Here is a 16457-nt window from a genome sequence, read left to right on the forward strand (position 1 = left end):
TTATCCGCCTCAAGGTAGCGAGGCGGACAATCCGTTGCGTTACAAGTGCCGGACTCGCCTGAAAAAGTCATCATATATTCCAAATTCAGCGCTAGAATTTACGGAATCGCGCCAGTCCGTCACGGGCGATCTGCTCCATCAAACCGACTTCCCAGGTCAGATATTCCTGCATCCGCCGGCGAACGCTTTCCCTGTCGCTTGTATCATAGGGTTTATACCAGACGTCATCAGCCTCGCTCAGCAGCCGCGTCTCCCCGCTTTCGAGGGGAAGAGAGGATTTTTCCCATGCATCGGTTCCACCGGCCAGCACCCGGACAATTGTCTGCGGCCTCAGACGGGCCACCTCGGGCGCCGCGAGATGCGCGAGTTCACCGTCAGGCGACGTCAGGATTACCAGCCCCGCCGCCGGCATGAAGACAAGATCCTTCTCCAATCGTGCCCGGATCGCCCAATAAGCGCCGGGGACATGGCCGGCGCGATAGTCCAGCGAACTGGCAAGATCAATCACCGCCACCGCTTCGCCAGAAGCCAGAACCGCATCCAACTCATAGGGCGTCACCGTTTCCGCCTTTTTCACATCACCGCCAGGGGCCGGGCCTTTTTCCGTAAGAGCCTCCGGCCCCACCGTCAGGGCGTACACTTCCGTCCAGTTCATCTGGATTAGCCAGGATGCCGTCATGATGGCGCGGACGGCGCAGTCATCTATCACGACGATGCGTGCATTGCGAACGCCGATATATTCATCCGTCGCCTGCACCAGCTGCCCACCCGGCGTATGGCGGGCGCCGGGCAGATGGCCGTTCAGAAATTCTTCTTCCGTCCGGACATCACAGAGAAACAATGTCCGTTCCTGACGTTCCGCCTGCATTTTTCCGAGGGTTTCAAGATCAATCGACCGGACACCGAAACGCTCCGCAACGGCCTTCGCTTCCCGCTGGCTCCTGGCGAGAGCCTCTGTCCCCGGCGCGGGCGCCACCCTGTCTTCGCGGTGGGCAAGATCAAGCCCCGACAGATACCACCCCATCGTTCCGTCTTTCAGAGCCGTGATCGGGTTTTTTATGCCCGCGTTGATCAGGGACTGTGCGCCGATAATACTGCGCGTTCGCCCGGCGCAATTGACGACAATCGGCGTTGTCTCATCCTGAACGCTTTCATGCACCCGGTGCACCAGCTCTGCCCCCGGCATATCAATCCCTCCGGGAATGGACATGCGGTGAAATTCCGGAAAAGGGCGGCTATCGAGAATAGCAATCTTCTCGCCTTGCCCTTGTCGTCTCGCCAGTTCTTCCGCCGTTATATGCGGCGTGCCACAGTTTTCCTCGACAAACTCTCCGAACGCCTTGCTCGGCACATTAACGCCGGTGAACAGCTCGAAACCCGCCGCATGCCATCCGGCAATCCCCTCCTCTACCAGATAGAGATTGTCATAGCCGAGGGATTGCAGGCGTTCTGCCGCCCGTTCTGCAAGTGGCAACTCCGGCCCCTGGTCCAGTATATAGACGGGAACGGTTTTACGCGGCATCAGCGCCGCCGCCCGCAGTTCCAGATGGCTGAGTGGCAAGGGAACTGCAAAGAAGGGATGGCCCTGCGAATGCACGCCCTGCTCCCGCACATCAATGAGGGCGTATTCTCCGGCATCTTCCTGCATCAAGAGACGCAGGGCCTGCGGCGTGATTGTCTTGATGGTCAACGGCGCGCCTCTCGAATGTCTGTATGGGCGGGAAAGGTTTTCCATTCCAGAGTCCGGCTGTTCCAGAATTTGCGCTCATGCAGCTGTTCAAGCGCCAGGCCATACATATGGAAATTCATGACCGGCCGCCCTTCTTCAATATGAATGGTGTGAATATCCCCGGGCAACATGGCGATCCCCGTTCCCGGCTCAACCATATGCCGGCCCGCCTCGGCAACGCCCTCGGGTGTCTTTGTGTAAAACCGGTTTTCCTCCTGACCGTCGATACCGACAATCACCGCCCAGGTAGTATGGTCATGGGGCGGCGCACTGACTGCCCCATCGGCAACATTCAGATAGAGGGCGAAGCGATGATCCGCATCCTCCGACAGGCGGTAAAGACAGCTACGGCGTTTCGAGTCCGCTTCAGGCGGCGGGAAATCCGTGATGGGGAAATATTCCTTCTTTGCGGCAAGCGCTATCAGCTCCTCTCTGATATCCTCCAGAACCGGGCGCGTGATCTCATGGTCCTCTGTCTTCTCGCGAATACGCGCGACAGTTTCCGCAACGGCCTTCTGACGTTCACTGACGTTCATCCTCCCACTCCCCTTTTTTCATTGCCTTTACATTTAGCATCCTGCACCCTGCAAGGAAAGCAAAGGCGGTTAAAAAATCAGGCGGACGGAACAAAATCATGATCAGGAAAACCCTTCTTCTGGTGGTCATTCTTCTCCTCGCGCTGATTGGTGTGATTGCCTACAAAACCTTCACCAATAAACCCGCCGAAGTAACAGTCTCCGCCGCCGAAATGCCGCCCATAGATGCGCTCGCGGCTGCCGAACGGCTGGCGAAGGCCGTCAGGATCCGCACCATTTCCACCGGGCGCGACGATCCGCCCGCCAGCGCCGAATTTGACCGGCTGCATCAGTTGATCAACACCGCCTATCCACAGGTCGCTGAAAGGCTGAAGCGGGAAGTCATTGGCGGATACAGCCTGCTGTATACATGGGAGGGGAGCGACCCCACGTTACCGCCGATCCTGCTGATGGGGCATATGGATGTGGTGCCTGTGGAGCCGGGCACGGAAGACGACTGGCAGCAGGATGCCTTTTCGGGCGCCATAGAAGACGGGATGGTCTGGGGGCGCGGCACTCTGGATGACAAGGTTTCCGTCTTTGCCATTCTGGAAGCGGCGGAGCATTTGCTGACAGACGGCTTTAAGCCAACGCGCACAATATACTTTGCCTTCGGCCATGATGAGGAGATTGGCGGCGAGAAAGGCGCGGCTCAGATCGCTGCTTTGCTGAAGAAGCGCGGGGTAAACCTCGCCTTTACCCTTGATGAGGGAATGGTGATTGTCAGCGGCCTGATGCCGGGGATTGATAAACCCATTGCTTTTATTGCACTCGCGGAAAAGGGCTATCTCACGCTTCAATTGACCGCCGCGACGACAGGTGGCCATTCCTCCATCCCGCCGCGAACGACGGCCATCGGCAAGATCGCCCGGGCAATTACACGGCTGGAGGAAAACCGCCTGCCGGCAACATTACAAAGCCCGGCTTCCGATATGTTCGATACCCTCTCGCCGCACATGTCCCTGCCGCTTCGGGCGATTATCTCGAACCGCTGGCTGCTGGATCCGCTGCTGGTGAGAGAGCTGGGCAAGGGCGGGGCAACCAATGCCATGGTCCGCACCACAACCGCCGTCACCATTGCGGAAGGCGGGACGAAAGATAACGTCCTGCCTTCCACGGCGATGGCAACGGTCAATTTCCGCCTGCTGCCGGGAACAAGCATTCAGGATGTCATCGACCATGTTACGAAGGTAATTGATGATGCCGACGTGACAATCGACATCAAACAGGGAAATGAGCCGTCCCGTGTTTCCAGCCGGGAAGGAGACAGTTACCGATTGATTGAGACAACTATTCGCGAGACATTCCCGGATGTCCTCGTCTCTCCCGGGTTGATGCTGGCCGGGTCCGACAGCAAGCATTATGAAGAGGTTGCGGAGAATAACTACCGTTTCCTTCCCATGCGGTTCGGGCCGGAAGATCTGGCGCGGGTTCATGGCACGAATGAACGGATCGTCATCGACAATTACGTGGAAATTATCCAGTTCTATCGCCGCCTGATGGAGAATTCGGGCGGCTAAGCCTCAATGCCGCCGCGCCTGAACGATAATGGCCTCAATGGTGGCCTCACCCAGGGATTTGATGGCTTCCAGACGGTGCTGCCCCTTGATCAGCACATAACGATCCTGCCCCATACGCACCTGTATCGGCGTTTTCTGCCCATTGTCCAGAATATCTTCCGCCAGCTCTTCAACACGGGTCGAGTTTAACTCTTTGCGCATCTTGACCGGCACATAAATCTTGTCGGTGTCAATAATGACGGTTCTCATCTTTTCCCTGCCTTTATTGCAGCCGTAGATATTCCATGGATGCCCATATCCTGTATCACAAACACCCCGCCGGTCGCGTCTCATCCTATATTCAGATACTGGAGACGAGGATGACAGACAAAGGGCACGCTGATAAGTGGGAATTTTATCAGGATCACAATGTAAAGCATCATAAATGGCGCTGGCGGCGAACCGCTCCAAACGGCCGGATCGTCGGCGCATCCACCCAGGGCTATGTAGATCGCGATGAATGCATCGAAAACGCCGTCCGCAATGGCTATGTGAAAGACGCGGGCTGAGTGAGCATCAGCCCTCTTGCGCTGCAAGGCATTATCGTCATACTGGGCCCAAAATAATAAGCTCAGGTACCAGTATGACACTCTCCCCCATCCCGGAAGGCTTTCGCCCCTTTACATCCCGCGGACGCTATACGGAAAAGATCGGCCCCCTCTATTACCGCGAGGAGGGCGACAGCTTCACTTATGGATTCCTGGCCGATGAAGGCCACGCCAATGCCAATGGCATCGTTCATGGCGGCATGCTGATCAGCTTTCTGGATGAAGCACTCGGCCAGATCATCTGGCGCAGTGTGGACCGGCAGCGCTGCGCCACCATTTCCCTGAATTGTGATTTCGTCGCGTCTGCCAAACCGGGCGACTGGATCGAGACGCGCGCCACCATCAGCAAACGCGGGCTGGCCGTCGTCTTTATCCGCGGGGAGCTGGTTGTCGGCGACAGGACGATCCTGATCGCTGACGGCATTTGGAAAATTATCGGCAAGTGAATCCGAGTGGCTGACAACGACGCAGCCTGCAAATTCCCTTACTGCGAGCCTTATATGTCCCAGCCTATTGAAAAGATTACCGAATGAACAGTTTCCATTGACCGATCTCCCCTTTGCAACGTACCCTGTCACCAACAGGGACATCAACTCAATCCAGGGGATATTATGTCAAATTTTCTATGGGAGAAATCTTACCCGAAAGGGGTTTCTTGGGACATCACGATCGAAGACAAGCCCGTCTATGCCCTGCTTGATGAAGCGGTGCGCAAATGGTCCGGCAACTATGCTATCGACTTTATGGGGAAGCGATACACCTATGCCGAATTGGACGCCCTCGTAAATCGCGCCGCGAAAGGATTTCGCGCTCTTGGTGTAAAAGAAGGTGTGCATGTCGGCCTCTATCTGCCGAATACGCCACACTATATGGTCTGTTTTTTTGGCATACTGAAAGCAGGCGGCACGGTGGTCAACTATTCACCGCTGGATGCCGAGCGGGAACTCCGTCACAAGATCGAAGACAGCCATACGGATTTCATTGTTACGCTGGACCTGGAGGTCCTGTATCCGAAAATTGCCGGAATGCTGAACCAGACCCGGCTCAAGAAAATCATCGTCGGTTGCCTGAAGGAAGTTCTGCCTTTTCCGAAAAACTTCCTGTATCCGCTGCTCAAGTCAAAGGAGATTGCCAAAGTTCCGAATAACGCTCAGAACATGACTTTCCATGACCTGATCAATAATGATGGCAAGATCGAGGCGAGCCCGGTTCCCGATCCAGGCGAACGGGTTGCCGTCCTGCAATATACCGGCGGCACGACCGGGCTTCCCAAGGGCGCGATGCTCACACACCGGAACCTGATCGCCGCCTGCCAGCAGTATCGCGCCATGCAGCAGGGGGATGAGGCGGTTCTCATTGACGGACAGGAAAAAATCCTCGCTGTTCTGCCGCTTTTTCATATCTACGCTCTTTCCGTTATCATGACTTTCGGCATTGCCGGGGGGTATGAAATCATCCTGCATCCGAAGTTTGAGCTGGAGGCGGTAATGAAGGACCTCAACAAGAAAAAACCGACGGTTTTCCCGGGTGTTCCGACCATGTATATGGCCATTGCCAGCCACCCGAAGATCAAGGAATATGACCTGTCGTCTTTGAAATTCTGCGCCTCTGGCGGGGCACCGCTCCCCTTTGAGGTGCAGGAACAGTTCCAGAGGGTCACCGGCTGCCGCCTGCTGGAAGGCTGGGGGATGACGGAGACCTCTCCCTCCGGCACCAGCACGCCCATGACCGACAAGCGCGTTGCCGGAGCGGCCGGCGTCCCGCTGCCCGGTATCGAAATCCGCATCTTTGGCGTTGATGACAAAAGCAAGATTATGCCCACAGGAGAGATCGGCGAGATCGGCATCAAGGGTCCCAACGTCATGAAAGGCTATTGGAACAAGCCCGAAGCCACGGCAGAATCCTTCGTTGACGGGTTTTTCCTGAGCGGTGATACGGGCTATCTCGATGAAGACGGATATATGCATATTGTCGACCGCACCAAGGACATGATTACCTCGGGCGGTTTCAACGTCTATCCCCGCCTGATCGAGGAAGCGATTTTCGAGCATCCGGCCGTCGCCGAGGTCACCGTGGTAGGCATTCCCGACGATTATCGCGGTGAGGCGGCAAAGGCATTTGTCAAACTCTCGCCGGGCGCCAAGGAATTTTCGCTTGAGGAGCTTCGTACTTTCCTGAAAGATAAGCTCGGCAAGCATGAGTTGCCCTCTGCCCTCGAATTCCGGGCGGAGTTACCGAAGACGCTCGTTGGCAAGCTGTCCAAAAAGGAACTTGTTGAAGAGGAAAGACAGAAATATGAGGCGCGGAAAAAGGCCGAAACCGGAGCCTGACCGACCTATTGCCTTACAGATGCGCGCCTGCCCTGAGAGAGCAGGACGCCGGAGGATCGTATGAGTAGCTTTCTTGCCATAGATTTCGAAACCGCCAACAACCAGCCCGACAGCGCCTGCGCGATCGGGCTGGTCCGAGCGGAAGAGGGGGAGATCGTTGCTGAGGCAGCGTTTCTGATCCGGCCGCCCAGCCCGGAATTCTACTTTACCCATATCCATGGCCTGACCTGGGCCCATGTGGCGGATGCGCCGGACTTCGGCACCCTCTGGCCCGACATGTCCCCCTTTTTTGATGATGTGGATTTTTTCGCGGCCCATAATGCAGGCTTCGATGCCAAGGTTCTTCGTCAATGCTGCGCGCGCTATCAACTCGCCCCACCGACACAGGAATTTACCTGCACCGTCAAGCTGGCCCGCGGCATGTGGGAAGTCCGCCCGACAAAATTGCCGAATGTCGCGCATTTTCTGGGGCTTGACCTCAACCATCATGACGCCCTGTCAGACAGCCGGGCCTGCGCCAACATCATCCTGGCGGCAGAACGGGACGGCTGGTCATTTGAAACCGGCTATGACAATGTGGGCGAAAGATATATCGCCATGGATCAGCATTGACACGGGCTTTATTGCGACTCATTCGCAATATCTATTGACGCAACATTCATCCTATTATTTAATAATGACAATCATTCGCATGATTGGAAGGTTAAATGATTCTCATTAGATATCTCGCCCCTGCTGCTTTGGGATCACTGCTGGTAAAAGCGGCGGAAGAGCAGACGGCGATCAGGGAGAGCTGCAAGACCAGCACGGAAGGTTTTCGCGACGCGCAGCGTCTGTATTCGGCCGAGGGACAAAAAGAAGGGCGGCCCCAATAACGGGAGCCGCCCATTTCTTAAACTCTGGTTGTTTGGGTCAGGCAGCCTGCTGCGTCGCGGCCTGCACCTTCTTCAACTGACGGCGCGCCGAATGACGGCCCTGCGCCCGCAATGTCAGTTTCCGGGCTGCGCGCTGCTGGCTGGAACGGCTGTTCTTCGTCAGGCCATTCCCGTTGCCGCCGCCGCCTTTTTTCCGGTTCTTGCCGCCCTGATTGCGGCCATTCCGTGCTGTTCTCGCTGTCATGTGACTAGCTCCACTCGCGTTTCATCAAAATTCGAAGGGCACTACATAAAGCTTCAAAGGCAAAAGGTACAGAAAAAATTTTGCCGGATCCGCAATTTTTCGCGATTTTATGAAAAAATCTTCTGCAGCTTCATGGCGATCCCCATGCTACCGGCAATCTTAAGCTTCCCCATCATGAAGGCAGTGGTCGGATCCAGATCTCCCTTGGCGAGCGCTTCGAAATTGTCTTTGGAAATCGTGATCGTGCAGTCGGCGTCCTTGTCTTCATTCGAGACGACATTCGGAACTGACGCCGCATCGAGATATACGATCCCCTCATCCCCGAAATCAAACTTCAGCGTTGCATCAAGTCCGCTGTCCTCGCCGACCCTTTCCCGCAGGCCTTCGGTAATTTCTTGCAGCGTCGCCATCTGTCTTTTCCTTTCAGGATTGAATGAAAACCGTCTATAAATTCATTTCCGGCGCACTGTTTCTGATGCCCGGAAAGGCTTGACGTTAACGTAAAGGTCAAGGTTTAATCTGTCAATTCCTGATCCGCTGTCATTGGTCGGCATCGGGCAGGACCCTGAAAAGCAAGAATAACAAAAGTGGGAGTTTTTGATGAACTATCGTTCCATTTATCGGCCGGGTCTTTTCGATGGGCAATCCATCATCATTACCGGCGGCGGCAGCGGCATCGGTCGCTGTACGGCGCACGAACTTGTCGCGCTCGGCGCCCGGGTCGCCCTGATCGGCCGTTCCATGGACAAGCTTGAAACCGTCAAGGAGGAACTGGCCAAAGAAGGCGGCGAGGCCACCATTCATAGTTGCGATATCCGCAATGAAGAAGCTGTTCGAGATACCGTTGCCGATGTTATCAAACAGCATGGCGCCATCCATGGCCTGGTCAATAACGCGGGCGGGCAATTCCCTTCCCTGCTGGAAAATATTTCCTTCAACGGCTGGGAAGCCGTGGTCCGCAATAATCTGACCGGTGGTTTTCTGTTCAGCCGCGAATGCTATACCCAGTGGATGCGGGATAACGGCGGCGGCTCCATTGTCAATATCATCGCTGATATGTGGAACTCCATGCCCGGCATGGGGCACTCCGGCGCGGCCCGTAAAGGCATGCTCAGCTTGACGGAAACCGCCGCCCTTGAATGGGCCCCGGCGGGTGTCCGGGTCAATGCCGTCGCCCCCGGCCTGATCATTTCATCGGGGATGTATAATTATCCCGAATCATGGATTTCGCGCGTCAAGGCACGCATCGCCTCGCATCCGGTAAAGCGGCTCGGCACCGAATCAGAAATCTCTTCCGGGATTGTTTTCATGCTCTCGGAAGCCGCGGCCTTCATCACCGGAAGCTGCCTGCGGATCGACGGGGGCGCGCCCAACATCCGCATGAACTGGGATATTCCGGATCATAAAAACAACAAGCCCTATAACGGCTTTCACCTGGCCGACGTGCCGGAATTCTTACGGGAGGAAGAATGATGATTTACGGACCGGAACATGAGGAGCTGATCCGCTCTCTCACCAAATTCATTGATCAGGAGATAAATCCCCATGTCGATGAATGGGAGGCGGAAGGGGAATTCCCCACCCATGCGCTGTTCAAGAAGCTCGGCGATAAGGGATTTCTCGGCGTCTGTAAACCGGTCGAATTCGGCGGCCTCGGCCTAGATTATTCCTACAGCCTTGCCGTTTCGGAAACGCTTGGGAAAATTCACTGCGGTGGCGTCCCCATGGCCATCGGTGTGCAGACGGACATGGCAACCCCGGCCCTCGCCCGCTTCGGCTCCGATTATGTGCGCGAGACCTATCTCCGCCCCGCTATCGCCGGCGATTTGGTCACCTGCATCGGCGTTTCGGAGCCCGGCGCGGGGTCGGATGTCGCGAACATCAAAAGCCACGCCCGCAAAGACGGCGAGGATTACATCATCAACGGCCAGAAAATGTGGATCACCAACGGCACCAAGGCCGACATCATGACCATGCTGGTCAACACCAGCGACGGGGCCATGCATGAAAGCAAATCCCTGATTGTTGTCCCCATGGACAGCCCCGGCATCACCGTCGCGCGCAAGCTCGACAAGATGGGCATGCGGTCCTCCGACACGGCGCAGCTTTATTTTGAAGACGTCAGGGTTCCCGCGCGAAACCTGATCGGCGAGGAAGGCAAGGGTTTCACCTACCAGATGCTGCAATTTCAGGAGGAACGCCTGTGGGCCGCAGGCGCCGGTCTGAAACCGCTGGAAAAAGCGATCAACGATGTCATCGACTATACCCGAACTCGTCAGGCGTTCGGCAAGCCGCTGCTGGATAATCAGTATATTCATTTCCGTCTCGCCGAATTGCTGACCGAGGTGGAGCAACTCCGTTCCCTCACCTATCGGGCTGTCTATGAGTATGTGCGCGGGGGCGATGTCACGATGCTCGCCTCCATGGCGAAGCTAAAAGTCGGGCGGCTAACCCGGGAAATCGCAGATGCCTGCCTGCAATATTACGGCGGCATGGGGTTCATGAATGAAACACCGATCACCCGGTTTTTCCGGGATGGGCGCCTCTCCTCCATCGGCGGCGGAGCAGATGAAGTCATGCTCGGGATCATCTGCAAGTATATGGATATTCTGCCAAAACAGCGGCGCGGATGAAAATCGCCAGATGCCTGGAAACGGGTATGATTTAAGGAAATGGCCCGCCCTGCCGGGGAAGCAGAGACGGGCCAACCGGAACGCGACGACAGAGAATGCCGCGCCCGTTATCCGTCCTTCTTTTTCATAGCGCCCATTTTCGGCCCCATCTTTGCCAACTCATCGGCAGAGAGGGCGCCATCTTTATTCTCGTCAGCGGCGGCAAAGCGATTGTCCGACGCGGCGACAAATTCCGCCTTGGAAACCGTGCCATCCCCATCGGTATCAAGGATTTTCAGCATCCGCGCGCCATGACGACCTTTCATTTCTTCCCGCTTCTGCTGGCGAAATGCCTGGGCTTCTTCCTTGCTCACCGCACCGTTCTTGTCCGCATCCATCGCATCGAACATTTTCTGCATGCGAACGGTCATATCCTCAACCGTTACGGCGCCGTTACCGTCCGTGTCCATCCGTTGAAACCGTGCGGTCACCGTCGCTGTCATTTCTTCAAGTGTGACCTGACCATCCTTATTACTGTCCAGCCGCTCGAACATGCCGCCCTTGTGCATCCGTTTTCCGGCCCCGTCATCCGTCGCCGCAATGGCCACTACAGGAACGGCGAGCGCCGCAATCAGGGAACCGACGATCATTTTGCGTTTCATGCTTCAAGTCTCCTTTCGTATTGACTTATCCATTCAACGGCCCACACAAAATATTCCGTCGCGAAAAAAAATCTTCAAAATCCCATGCCCTGCCTCAAAATTTATTGAACATTGTTCATTATAATATACAATGACTCATCAGGAGGGAGCATGACCAAAACGGGGAAGCAGCGGGAGCGGGCCGACAGCCTGAAATCTTTCAAGCGGCAGCATATTCTGGGCGCGGCCCGGCGCCTATTTGAGGCCCAAGGCATGGATGGTCTCAACATGCGCGCCATTGCGGCGGAGGCCGGATATTCCCTCGGCGCGGCCTATGCCTATTTCAGGACGAAAGAGGAAATCGAGGCTGAACTCCTGGCCTGGATCATTTCTGACCTGACCCGCTTTATCCGGACATCTTCCGCCGGGGCGGACAATCCTGCGCTGGCGGGTTTCTCCTTCTTCGCCCAATATTTCAATGACAGGCCCGAAGAAAGAAAGCTGCTACTTTCTATGTTGGCGGGAATAGAGGCCGCGACCTCTCAGGCCGATAAGACAAGCCGGAAGGAGCTGGATCGCCGCATTATTACGCTGCTTGGCCTGCTCGCCAATAATCTGCATCGTCACAGCGCCGCCTCTCCCACCCGCGTGCAGAATGAAACGATGGACTTCTTCACCTATCTTCTCGGCCTGCTGATGCTGCAGGCCGGTGGTCAGCTTTCGCTTCTTGATCAACGATTGCAAGAAATGGTCGACCGATACGGACAGCAGATGTTATTAAGATTGGCGCAATAAGAAGAACAACAACGACGTGGAGACAGGAGCGACCCTTCCATGAGCGGTTTTATAGAAAGCTATCGCGGTCAGGTTCTGATGCGTGAATGCGATAATATGGGGCATATGAACGTCCAGTTTTATATCGCCCGTGTCAATCTGGCCATGTACAGCATGTTCCACCGGACGGGCGTGGATGCGGATGCCTATCTGCAACAGAAAGTCGGCATCGCCGCGGTTGAGCAGCAAAACCAGTTTCTGGCGGAACTGCGCGCCGGGGATCTCATTCACATGGAAAGTGCGGTTCTTGGCGCGACAAACAAATCCATGACCTTTACACACCGCCTTTATAACAGTGCTGACGGCAAGCTCGCCTTTACCTGCCGGATGGTCGCGGTCTATATGGATCTTGTCACGCGGAGGGCCATTCCGCTCACCGATGCCATGCGCCGACGGATCGAAGAGACGAAAGCAGAGGAGGAGGCCGCATGAGCAGCAAACTGATCTCCGGCTATCGCGGTGGCGTGGAACAATGGGAATGCGACCAGATGAACCATATGAACGTACAGTTCTATATGGCGAAGGCGGCAGAGGCGTTTGGCCATCTGCAAAACGCACTCGGCTTGTCCCCTACCGTCCTGCGCACCGGGCGCAAAGGGCTGTGGCTCAAGACACTTCGTACGCAATACAAATCCGAAATGCATAGCGGCACACCAATAAATGGCCTCTGCGGTATCCGCAGTCTCGATGGAGATGTTATCAAAGGATTCATTCATCTGTTTAACGCGTCAAAAGACAGGCTGTCGGCTGTCTATGAGTTCACCGCCGACTATGCGGACTATGACACGGACGCGTCTCTCCCGCTGCCGACGGACATCCGCAAGGCGGCGGAAGCACTGGCGGATGACCATCCGGACATGTTTAACCCGGCCCCCTTTTCCGGACCGGTCATGCCGACAATGCCGCTCGATCATCTCTTTGATAGCGCGCGCGGAACCGTTAATGTTTGGGAAAGCGACCCCTTCGATCATATCGAAATGCGGAATATCGTCGCGTATTTTTCCAATGCCGCCACCCATATCATCCATAATGTCGGCTTGACCCGCAAGATCATCCGCGAGCGTAACCTGGGTTCCGCCGCGCTCGATTATTATTCCGAATTTCACGCGCCGGTCCGCAAGACGGCGGCGGTCTTGCTTAAAAGTGGCCTGATGGGAGCGGAAGGAAAGATTTTCCGCTTCGGTCATCAGCTTATCAACATGGATACGGGGGAGATCGCCGTCACCACCACCGTTGTCGGCTGTTACTTCGATATGACAAGCCGTAAATCGGTGGCCCTGCCGGAAGAGTTCACCAACTACCCCAAGGAGAAGCTGTTAATGGCCCAGCTTTAGCGGCCGATCCGATTGTACCGGGCTGAACAGCAGCTTGATGTAGGACCGCAGAAGCAGTATCTGGGTCGCGAGCTTCTCCGGCTCCCGGGTCGCCTTGGACATGATAATGCCGCCTTCGACGACCGTTGAGACAAGATCGGCCACTTCCACCAGGTCAACATCGTCATTCGGCGGGTAAATCTCGCTGATTTCTCTCAGCACGTCGAGGAATCTTTGCCGCCAGGCGAGAACGCCGCTGCGGGTCATGTCATGGATGTCCCGATCGAAAAGCCGTTCCTGATAACAAATGGTCGCGACAAGACAGCCGGGATGCCCTTCCGGCAGGTCCGTCATCATTTCGGCAAACAGCTTGAGACCGATCAAAAATGCATGGAGCGGATCATCATTCAACTCTCTGGCGCGGTTGAAAAGCCCGTCAAGAACAACCTCATCCTGCTCCAGATAGCGATGAATAAGCGCCCGAGCCAGTTCCGTCTTGTCCTTGAAATGGTAAAAAAAGCCGCTTTTGGTTATTTCCGCTTCAGAGATGACCTCTTCGATTGAGGTCGCCCCGAATCCCTTTGCCAGAATCGCCGCTTCGGCAATTGCCAGAAGCCGCTCTCTCGTCTCAATGCCTTTTCTCATGATTTTCTCGCCCATTCTGTACCGCGAGTACTGTACCATCGGTACAGATTTTTCCGCAGCCGACCAATTCTACCATATAAAGAGATGAAATGAAATAATTCAACGCACTGAAATATATAAGACATTCATAAGACTTCATTACTGTACCATGAAGCCGCTAGTTTCAGCGCCCGGTCACCAATATTTTCCCATCACTCATACATGAAGGGAGAATATCATCATGCAAGCAAAGTACCGTCATCACCTGCCGCAGAGCGGCGACAATATATTCCTGACCGACGGCGGAATAGAAACCACCCTGCTGTTTCTCGAAGGCTTCGATCTGCCGTATTTCGCGGCATTTGATCTTATGCGGGACAGCAAAGGCAGGCGGGCGATTGAAAATTACCTGCTGAAATACATCGATCTTGCCAAAGAGAACGGCACCGGGATTATACTGGATACCCCGACCTGGCGCGCCAGTCAGGATTGGGGCAACCTGCTCGGCTATAGTCCGGAGGCGCTGGACGCGGTCAACCGTGAGTCCATTGAAATGCTGCACGCCCTGCGGAATGCCCATGAAACCGAAACGACAAAATGCGTCATCAACGGGGCTATTGGTCCGCGCGGTGACGGTTATAATCCGGCGTTTCTGATGTCCGTGGAAGACGCAACCGATTATCACCGGGCGCAGGTCACCGCGTTCGCCGAGACGGGCGCCGATATGATTTCGGCAGTCACGATGGCCTATGCGGAGGAAGCAATTGGCATTGCCCGCCTCTGCGCCGAGGCCGATATCCCGGTTGTCATTGCCTTCACTGTCGAGACGGATGGCAAGCTGCCGACCGGCGAGTCACTGGAAGAGGCTATTCGCCGGACGGATGATGCAAGTGACAAACGCCCGGCTTATTACATGATCAACTGCGCCCATCCGACGCATTTTGAAAGCACCCTGAAATCGGGGGGAAGCTGGCAGAACCGGATTGGCGGGCTGCGCGCCAATGCGTCCAGTCTCAGCCATGCGGAACTGGACGAAGCCGAAGAGCTGGATGACGGCAACCCGGCGGAATTCGCGACGCAGCATACGGAACTTGCCCGGTATCTGCCAAATCTTGTCGTGATCGGTGGCTGTTGCGGCACCGATCACCGTCATATCAGCGCCGTGCACGCGCACTTTCATTAACGACAGGCACCGGGGGCCTTTTCACAAGGCCCCCAGTCTCCTGAGGACAACATGCAATGCATTTCAGATACGACTGGTCAGAATCCGGTGTTTCACATGAAACATTAAAAGCCCCAAATGAATTTTATTCGCTTCAAACCCCCGGGATTGCTCCGGCAAGGTCCGGCTGGTTTCATCGGGTTCTGGTCATTCTTGTCGCGATTATAATTCCCTTGATATCAGTTCTTTCATGATTTCATTGGTGCCGCCGTAAATCCGCTGCACGCGGGCATCGGCATAGGCGCGGGCTACCCGGAATTCCCACATGAAGCCATAGCCGCCATGCAGCTGCAGGCACTCATCGATCACCTTGTTTTCGGTATCGGAGCACCAGTATTTCGCCATCGCCGCCGTGGAAACGGCCAGCTTGCCCTTGATCACCTCTTCGATACATTTATCAACGAAGGTCCGGGCAATCTGCACCTGCGTCTTCAGCTCCGCCAGTTTGAAACGGGTATTCTGGAATTTGATGATACTCTGGCCGAACGCTGAACGATCCTTCGTGTATTCAATGGTTTCCTCCAGCACCGCTTCCATGGTTGCGGTGGCGGTGATGGCGATCTGTAACCGCTCCCACGCCAGCTCCTTCATCAGGCAGAAGAAGCCCTGCCCTTCCCCGCCCAGTATATTGCTGGCCGGAACCCGCACATCATCAAAGAACAGCTCGGACGTATCCTGCGCCTTCATCCCCAGCTTTTCGAGGTTACGCCCCTTCTCAAACCCCGGCGTGCCCGCATCAACGAGGAACAGCGTCGTTCCCTTCGCGCCCGCATTGGGGTCCGTCTTGGTCACCACAATCACCACGTCGGACATAAAGCCATTGGTGATGAAGGTCTTGGAGCCATTAATGACGTAATGATCTCCATCCTTGACCGCGCGGGTCTTGACGCCCTGCAAATCGGAACCTGCCCCCGGCTCCGTCATGGCGATGGCGCCAATAATCTCGCCCTTCGCCATTCTCGGCAGGTAGTTCTTCTTCTGCTCTTCCGTGCCATAATTCAGGATATAGGGACCGACAATTTCGGAATGCAATCCAAAACCCGGGCCGGTCGCGCCCGCACGGGCCTGTTCTTCCATCATGATGATGCTGTAAAGCTTGTCCGCGCCCGCGCCGCCAAACTCTTCCGGGATGGACATGCAAAGCAATCCCTGCTTGCCCGCCTCCAGCCACGCGTCCCGGCTGACCTTGCCGTCCTTTTCCCATTTGCTGTGATGGGGGATGATATGCTCTTCATAAAAGCGGCGCACCGATTCCCTGAAAATATTATGTTCTTCGCTGAAAATTGTTCTTTCCATCATCTCGCCACCTTTTTTGTTATGGTTCCCGGGTTATATATTTTTATGCATGACA

Annotated in this window: 20 protein-coding genes; 12 read left to right on the top strand and 8 right to left on the bottom strand. The window is 55.6% G+C overall.

The features are described from left to right. Positions 1 to 91 precede the first annotated feature (91 nt). Both CMN55_RS06050 and CMN55_RS06055 read right to left on the bottom strand, forming a co-directional pair. Positions 92 to 1690: a rhodanese-like domain-containing protein gene (locus CMN55_RS06050; protein WP_293948648.1), complete on the bottom strand. Its 1599-nt coding sequence runs from the start codon at positions 1688 to 1690 to the stop codon at positions 92 to 94. Then, positions 1687 to 2265: a cysteine dioxygenase family protein gene (locus CMN55_RS06055; RefSeq protein ID WP_293948649.1), complete on the bottom strand. Its 579-nt coding sequence runs from the start codon at positions 2263 to 2265 to the stop codon at positions 1687 to 1689. Before CMN55_RS06055 ends, CMN55_RS06050 begins: the two co-directional genes overlap by 4 nt. 41 nt (positions 2266 to 2306) lie before the next feature. On the opposite strand from CMN55_RS06055, the gene CMN55_RS06060 reads away from it, so the two are divergent. After that, positions 2307 to 3824: a M20 family peptidase gene (locus CMN55_RS06060; RefSeq protein WP_293948688.1), complete on the top strand. Its 1518-nt coding sequence runs from the start codon at positions 2307 to 2309 to the stop codon at positions 3822 to 3824. Positions 3825 to 3827: 3 nt separating this feature from the next. On the opposite strand, the gene CMN55_RS06065 is transcribed toward CMN55_RS06060, so the two are convergent. After that, entirely contained in the window at positions 3828 to 4073 is a 246-nt protein-coding gene (locus CMN55_RS06065; RefSeq protein WP_293948650.1) for a ParB N-terminal domain-containing protein, read from the bottom strand. Between the two features lie 110 nt (positions 4074 to 4183). Here CMN55_RS06065 and CMN55_RS06070 point away from each other — a divergent pair, with 110 nt between their 5' ends. From CMN55_RS06070 to CMN55_RS06090, 5 genes are all read left to right on the top strand, one after another. Next, a complete protein-coding gene (locus CMN55_RS06070; RefSeq protein ID WP_293948651.1) occupies positions 4184 to 4372 on the top strand; it encodes a YegP family protein in 189 nt (62 codons plus the stop codon). Positions 4373 to 4446: 74 nt separating this feature from the next. After that, complete coding sequence (locus tag CMN55_RS06075; RefSeq protein ID WP_293948652.1) at positions 4447 to 4857, top strand: PaaI family thioesterase; 411 nt, start codon at positions 4447 to 4449, stop codon at positions 4855 to 4857. 165 nt (positions 4858 to 5022) lie between these two features. Further along, positions 5023 to 6741, top strand: coding sequence for a long-chain-fatty-acid--CoA ligase (locus tag CMN55_RS06080; protein WP_293948653.1), 1719 nt, complete (start codon positions 5023 to 5025; stop codon positions 6739 to 6741). 60 nt (positions 6742 to 6801) lie between these two features. After that, positions 6802 to 7353, top strand: a complete 552-nt coding sequence (locus CMN55_RS06085; protein ID WP_293948654.1) for a 3'-5' exonuclease — start codon at positions 6802 to 6804, stop codon at positions 7351 to 7353. Between the two features lie 95 nt (positions 7354 to 7448). Beyond that, positions 7449 to 7616 (top strand): hypothetical protein, encoded by a 168-nt coding sequence (locus tag CMN55_RS06090; RefSeq protein ID WP_293948655.1) that lies wholly within the window; start codon positions 7449 to 7451, stop codon positions 7614 to 7616. Positions 7617 to 7653: 37 nt separating this feature from the next. Here the strand turns inward: CMN55_RS06090 and CMN55_RS06095 are convergent, their stop codons facing one another. Continuing rightward, positions 7654 to 7860: a hypothetical protein gene (locus CMN55_RS06095; RefSeq protein WP_293948656.1), complete on the bottom strand. Its 207-nt coding sequence runs from the start codon at positions 7858 to 7860 to the stop codon at positions 7654 to 7656. Positions 7861 to 7967: 107 nt separating this feature from the next. After that, positions 7968 to 8270, bottom strand: coding sequence for an SCP2 sterol-binding domain-containing protein (locus CMN55_RS06100; protein ID WP_293948657.1), 303 nt, complete (start codon positions 8268 to 8270; stop codon positions 7968 to 7970). Between the two features lie 190 nt (positions 8271 to 8460). Here CMN55_RS06100 and CMN55_RS06105 point away from each other — a divergent pair, with 190 nt between their 5' ends. Next, on the top strand, positions 8461 to 9333 hold the full coding sequence (locus CMN55_RS06105) for an SDR family oxidoreductase (RefSeq protein WP_293948658.1): 873 nt from the start codon (positions 8461 to 8463) through the stop codon (positions 9331 to 9333). Then, positions 9333 to 10493 (top strand): acyl-CoA dehydrogenase family protein, encoded by a 1161-nt coding sequence (locus tag CMN55_RS06110; RefSeq protein ID WP_366931980.1) that lies wholly within the window; start codon positions 9333 to 9335, stop codon positions 10491 to 10493. Before CMN55_RS06105 ends, CMN55_RS06110 begins: the two co-directional genes overlap by 1 nt. 107 nt (positions 10494 to 10600) lie before the next feature. Here the strand turns inward: CMN55_RS06110 and CMN55_RS06115 are convergent, their stop codons facing one another. Beyond that, positions 10601 to 11134, bottom strand: a complete 534-nt coding sequence (locus CMN55_RS06115) for an EF-hand domain-containing protein (RefSeq protein ID WP_293948660.1) — start codon at positions 11132 to 11134, stop codon at positions 10601 to 10603. 150 nt (positions 11135 to 11284) lie between these two features. On the opposite strand from CMN55_RS06115, the gene CMN55_RS06120 reads away from it, so the two are divergent. The 3 genes from CMN55_RS06120 to CMN55_RS06130 are packed head-to-tail and all read left to right on the top strand — an operon-like array spanning position 11285 to position 13281. Beyond that, the gene (locus CMN55_RS06120; RefSeq protein WP_293948661.1) at positions 11285 to 11908 is read left to right on the top strand and encodes a TetR/AcrR family transcriptional regulator; all 624 of its coding nucleotides are present in this window, start codon (positions 11285 to 11287) and stop codon (positions 11906 to 11908) included. A 39-nt stretch (positions 11909 to 11947) separates the two neighbouring features. Then, a complete protein-coding gene (locus CMN55_RS06125) occupies positions 11948 to 12379 on the top strand; it encodes an acyl-CoA thioesterase (protein ID WP_293948662.1) in 432 nt (143 codons plus the stop codon). Next, entirely contained in the window at positions 12376 to 13281 is a 906-nt protein-coding gene (locus CMN55_RS06130; RefSeq protein ID WP_293948663.1) for a thioesterase family protein, read from the top strand. The genes CMN55_RS06125 and CMN55_RS06130 overlap by 4 nt, the downstream gene beginning before the upstream one ends. Here the strand turns inward: CMN55_RS06130 and CMN55_RS06135 are convergent. After that, entirely contained in the window at positions 13264 to 13905 is a 642-nt protein-coding gene (locus CMN55_RS06135; protein WP_293948664.1) for a TetR/AcrR family transcriptional regulator, read from the bottom strand. The two genes, CMN55_RS06130 and CMN55_RS06135, sit on opposite strands and share 18 nt — an antisense overlap. A gap of 220 nt (positions 13906 to 14125) precedes the next feature. Here CMN55_RS06135 and CMN55_RS06140 point away from each other — a divergent pair, with 220 nt between their 5' ends. After that, positions 14126 to 15067 carry a homocysteine S-methyltransferase family protein gene (locus tag CMN55_RS06140; protein WP_293948665.1) on the top strand — a complete coding sequence of 314 codons (942 nt, stop codon included), beginning with the start codon at positions 14126 to 14128 and terminating at the stop codon, positions 15065 to 15067. A 201-nt stretch (positions 15068 to 15268) separates the two neighbouring features. Here the strand turns inward: CMN55_RS06140 and CMN55_RS06145 are convergent, their stop codons facing one another. Further along, positions 15269 to 16405, bottom strand: a complete 1137-nt coding sequence (locus CMN55_RS06145) for an acyl-CoA dehydrogenase family protein (RefSeq protein WP_293948666.1) — start codon at positions 16403 to 16405, stop codon at positions 15269 to 15271. Positions 16406 to 16457 lie beyond the last annotated feature (52 nt).

The organism is Sneathiella sp., from assembly GCF_002694385.1.
Taxonomy (GTDB): Bacteria; Pseudomonadota; Alphaproteobacteria; order Sneathiellales; family Sneathiellaceae; genus Sneathiella.

Bases quoted from the DNA above. Each gene is read 5' to 3' on its own strand.
- CMN55_RS06145 (WP_293948666.1), bottom strand. From the start codon at position 16,405: ATGATGGAAAGAACAATTTTCAGCGAAGAACATAATATTTTCAGGGAA.
- CMN55_RS06125 (WP_293948662.1), top strand. From the start codon at position 11,948: ATGAGCGGTTTTATAGAAAGCTATCGCGGTCAGGTTCTGATGCGTGAA.
- CMN55_RS06105 (WP_293948658.1), top strand. From the start codon at position 8,461: ATGAACTATCGTTCCATTTATCGGCCGGGTCTTTTCGATGGGCAATCC.
- CMN55_RS06055 (WP_293948649.1), bottom strand. From the start codon at position 2,265: ATGAACGTCAGTGAACGTCAGAAGGCCGTTGCGGAAACTGTCGCGCGT.
- CMN55_RS06075 (WP_293948652.1), top strand. From the start codon at position 4,447: ATGACACTCTCCCCCATCCCGGAAGGCTTTCGCCCCTTTACATCCCGC.
- CMN55_RS06095 (WP_293948656.1), bottom strand. From the start codon at position 7,860: ATGACAGCGAGAACAGCACGGAATGGCCGCAATCAGGGCGGCAAGAAC.
- CMN55_RS06085 (WP_293948654.1), top strand. From the start codon at position 6,802: ATGAGTAGCTTTCTTGCCATAGATTTCGAAACCGCCAACAACCAGCCC.
- CMN55_RS06120 (WP_293948661.1), top strand. From the start codon at position 11,285: ATGACCAAAACGGGGAAGCAGCGGGAGCGGGCCGACAGCCTGAAATCT.
- CMN55_RS06130 (WP_293948663.1), top strand. From the start codon at position 12,376: ATGAGCAGCAAACTGATCTCCGGCTATCGCGGTGGCGTGGAACAATGG.
- CMN55_RS06115 (WP_293948660.1), bottom strand. From the start codon at position 11,134: ATGAAACGCAAAATGATCGTCGGTTCCCTGATTGCGGCGCTCGCCGTT.
- CMN55_RS06110 (WP_366931980.1), top strand. From the start codon at position 9,333: ATGATTTACGGACCGGAACATGAGGAGCTGATCCGCTCTCTCACCAAA.
- CMN55_RS06070 (WP_293948651.1), top strand. From the start codon at position 4,184: ATGACAGACAAAGGGCACGCTGATAAGTGGGAATTTTATCAGGATCAC.
- CMN55_RS06090 (WP_293948655.1), top strand. From the start codon at position 7,449: ATGATTCTCATTAGATATCTCGCCCCTGCTGCTTTGGGATCACTGCTG.
- CMN55_RS06065 (WP_293948650.1), bottom strand. From the start codon at position 4,073: ATGAGAACCGTCATTATTGACACCGACAAGATTTATGTGCCGGTCAAG.
- CMN55_RS06140 (WP_293948665.1), top strand. From the start codon at position 14,126: ATGCAAGCAAAGTACCGTCATCACCTGCCGCAGAGCGGCGACAATATA.
- CMN55_RS06100 (WP_293948657.1), bottom strand. From the start codon at position 8,270: ATGGCGACGCTGCAAGAAATTACCGAAGGCCTGCGGGAAAGGGTCGGC.
- CMN55_RS06135 (WP_293948664.1), bottom strand. From the start codon at position 13,905: ATGAGAAAAGGCATTGAGACGAGAGAGCGGCTTCTGGCAATTGCCGAA.
- CMN55_RS06080 (WP_293948653.1), top strand. From the start codon at position 5,023: ATGTCAAATTTTCTATGGGAGAAATCTTACCCGAAAGGGGTTTCTTGG.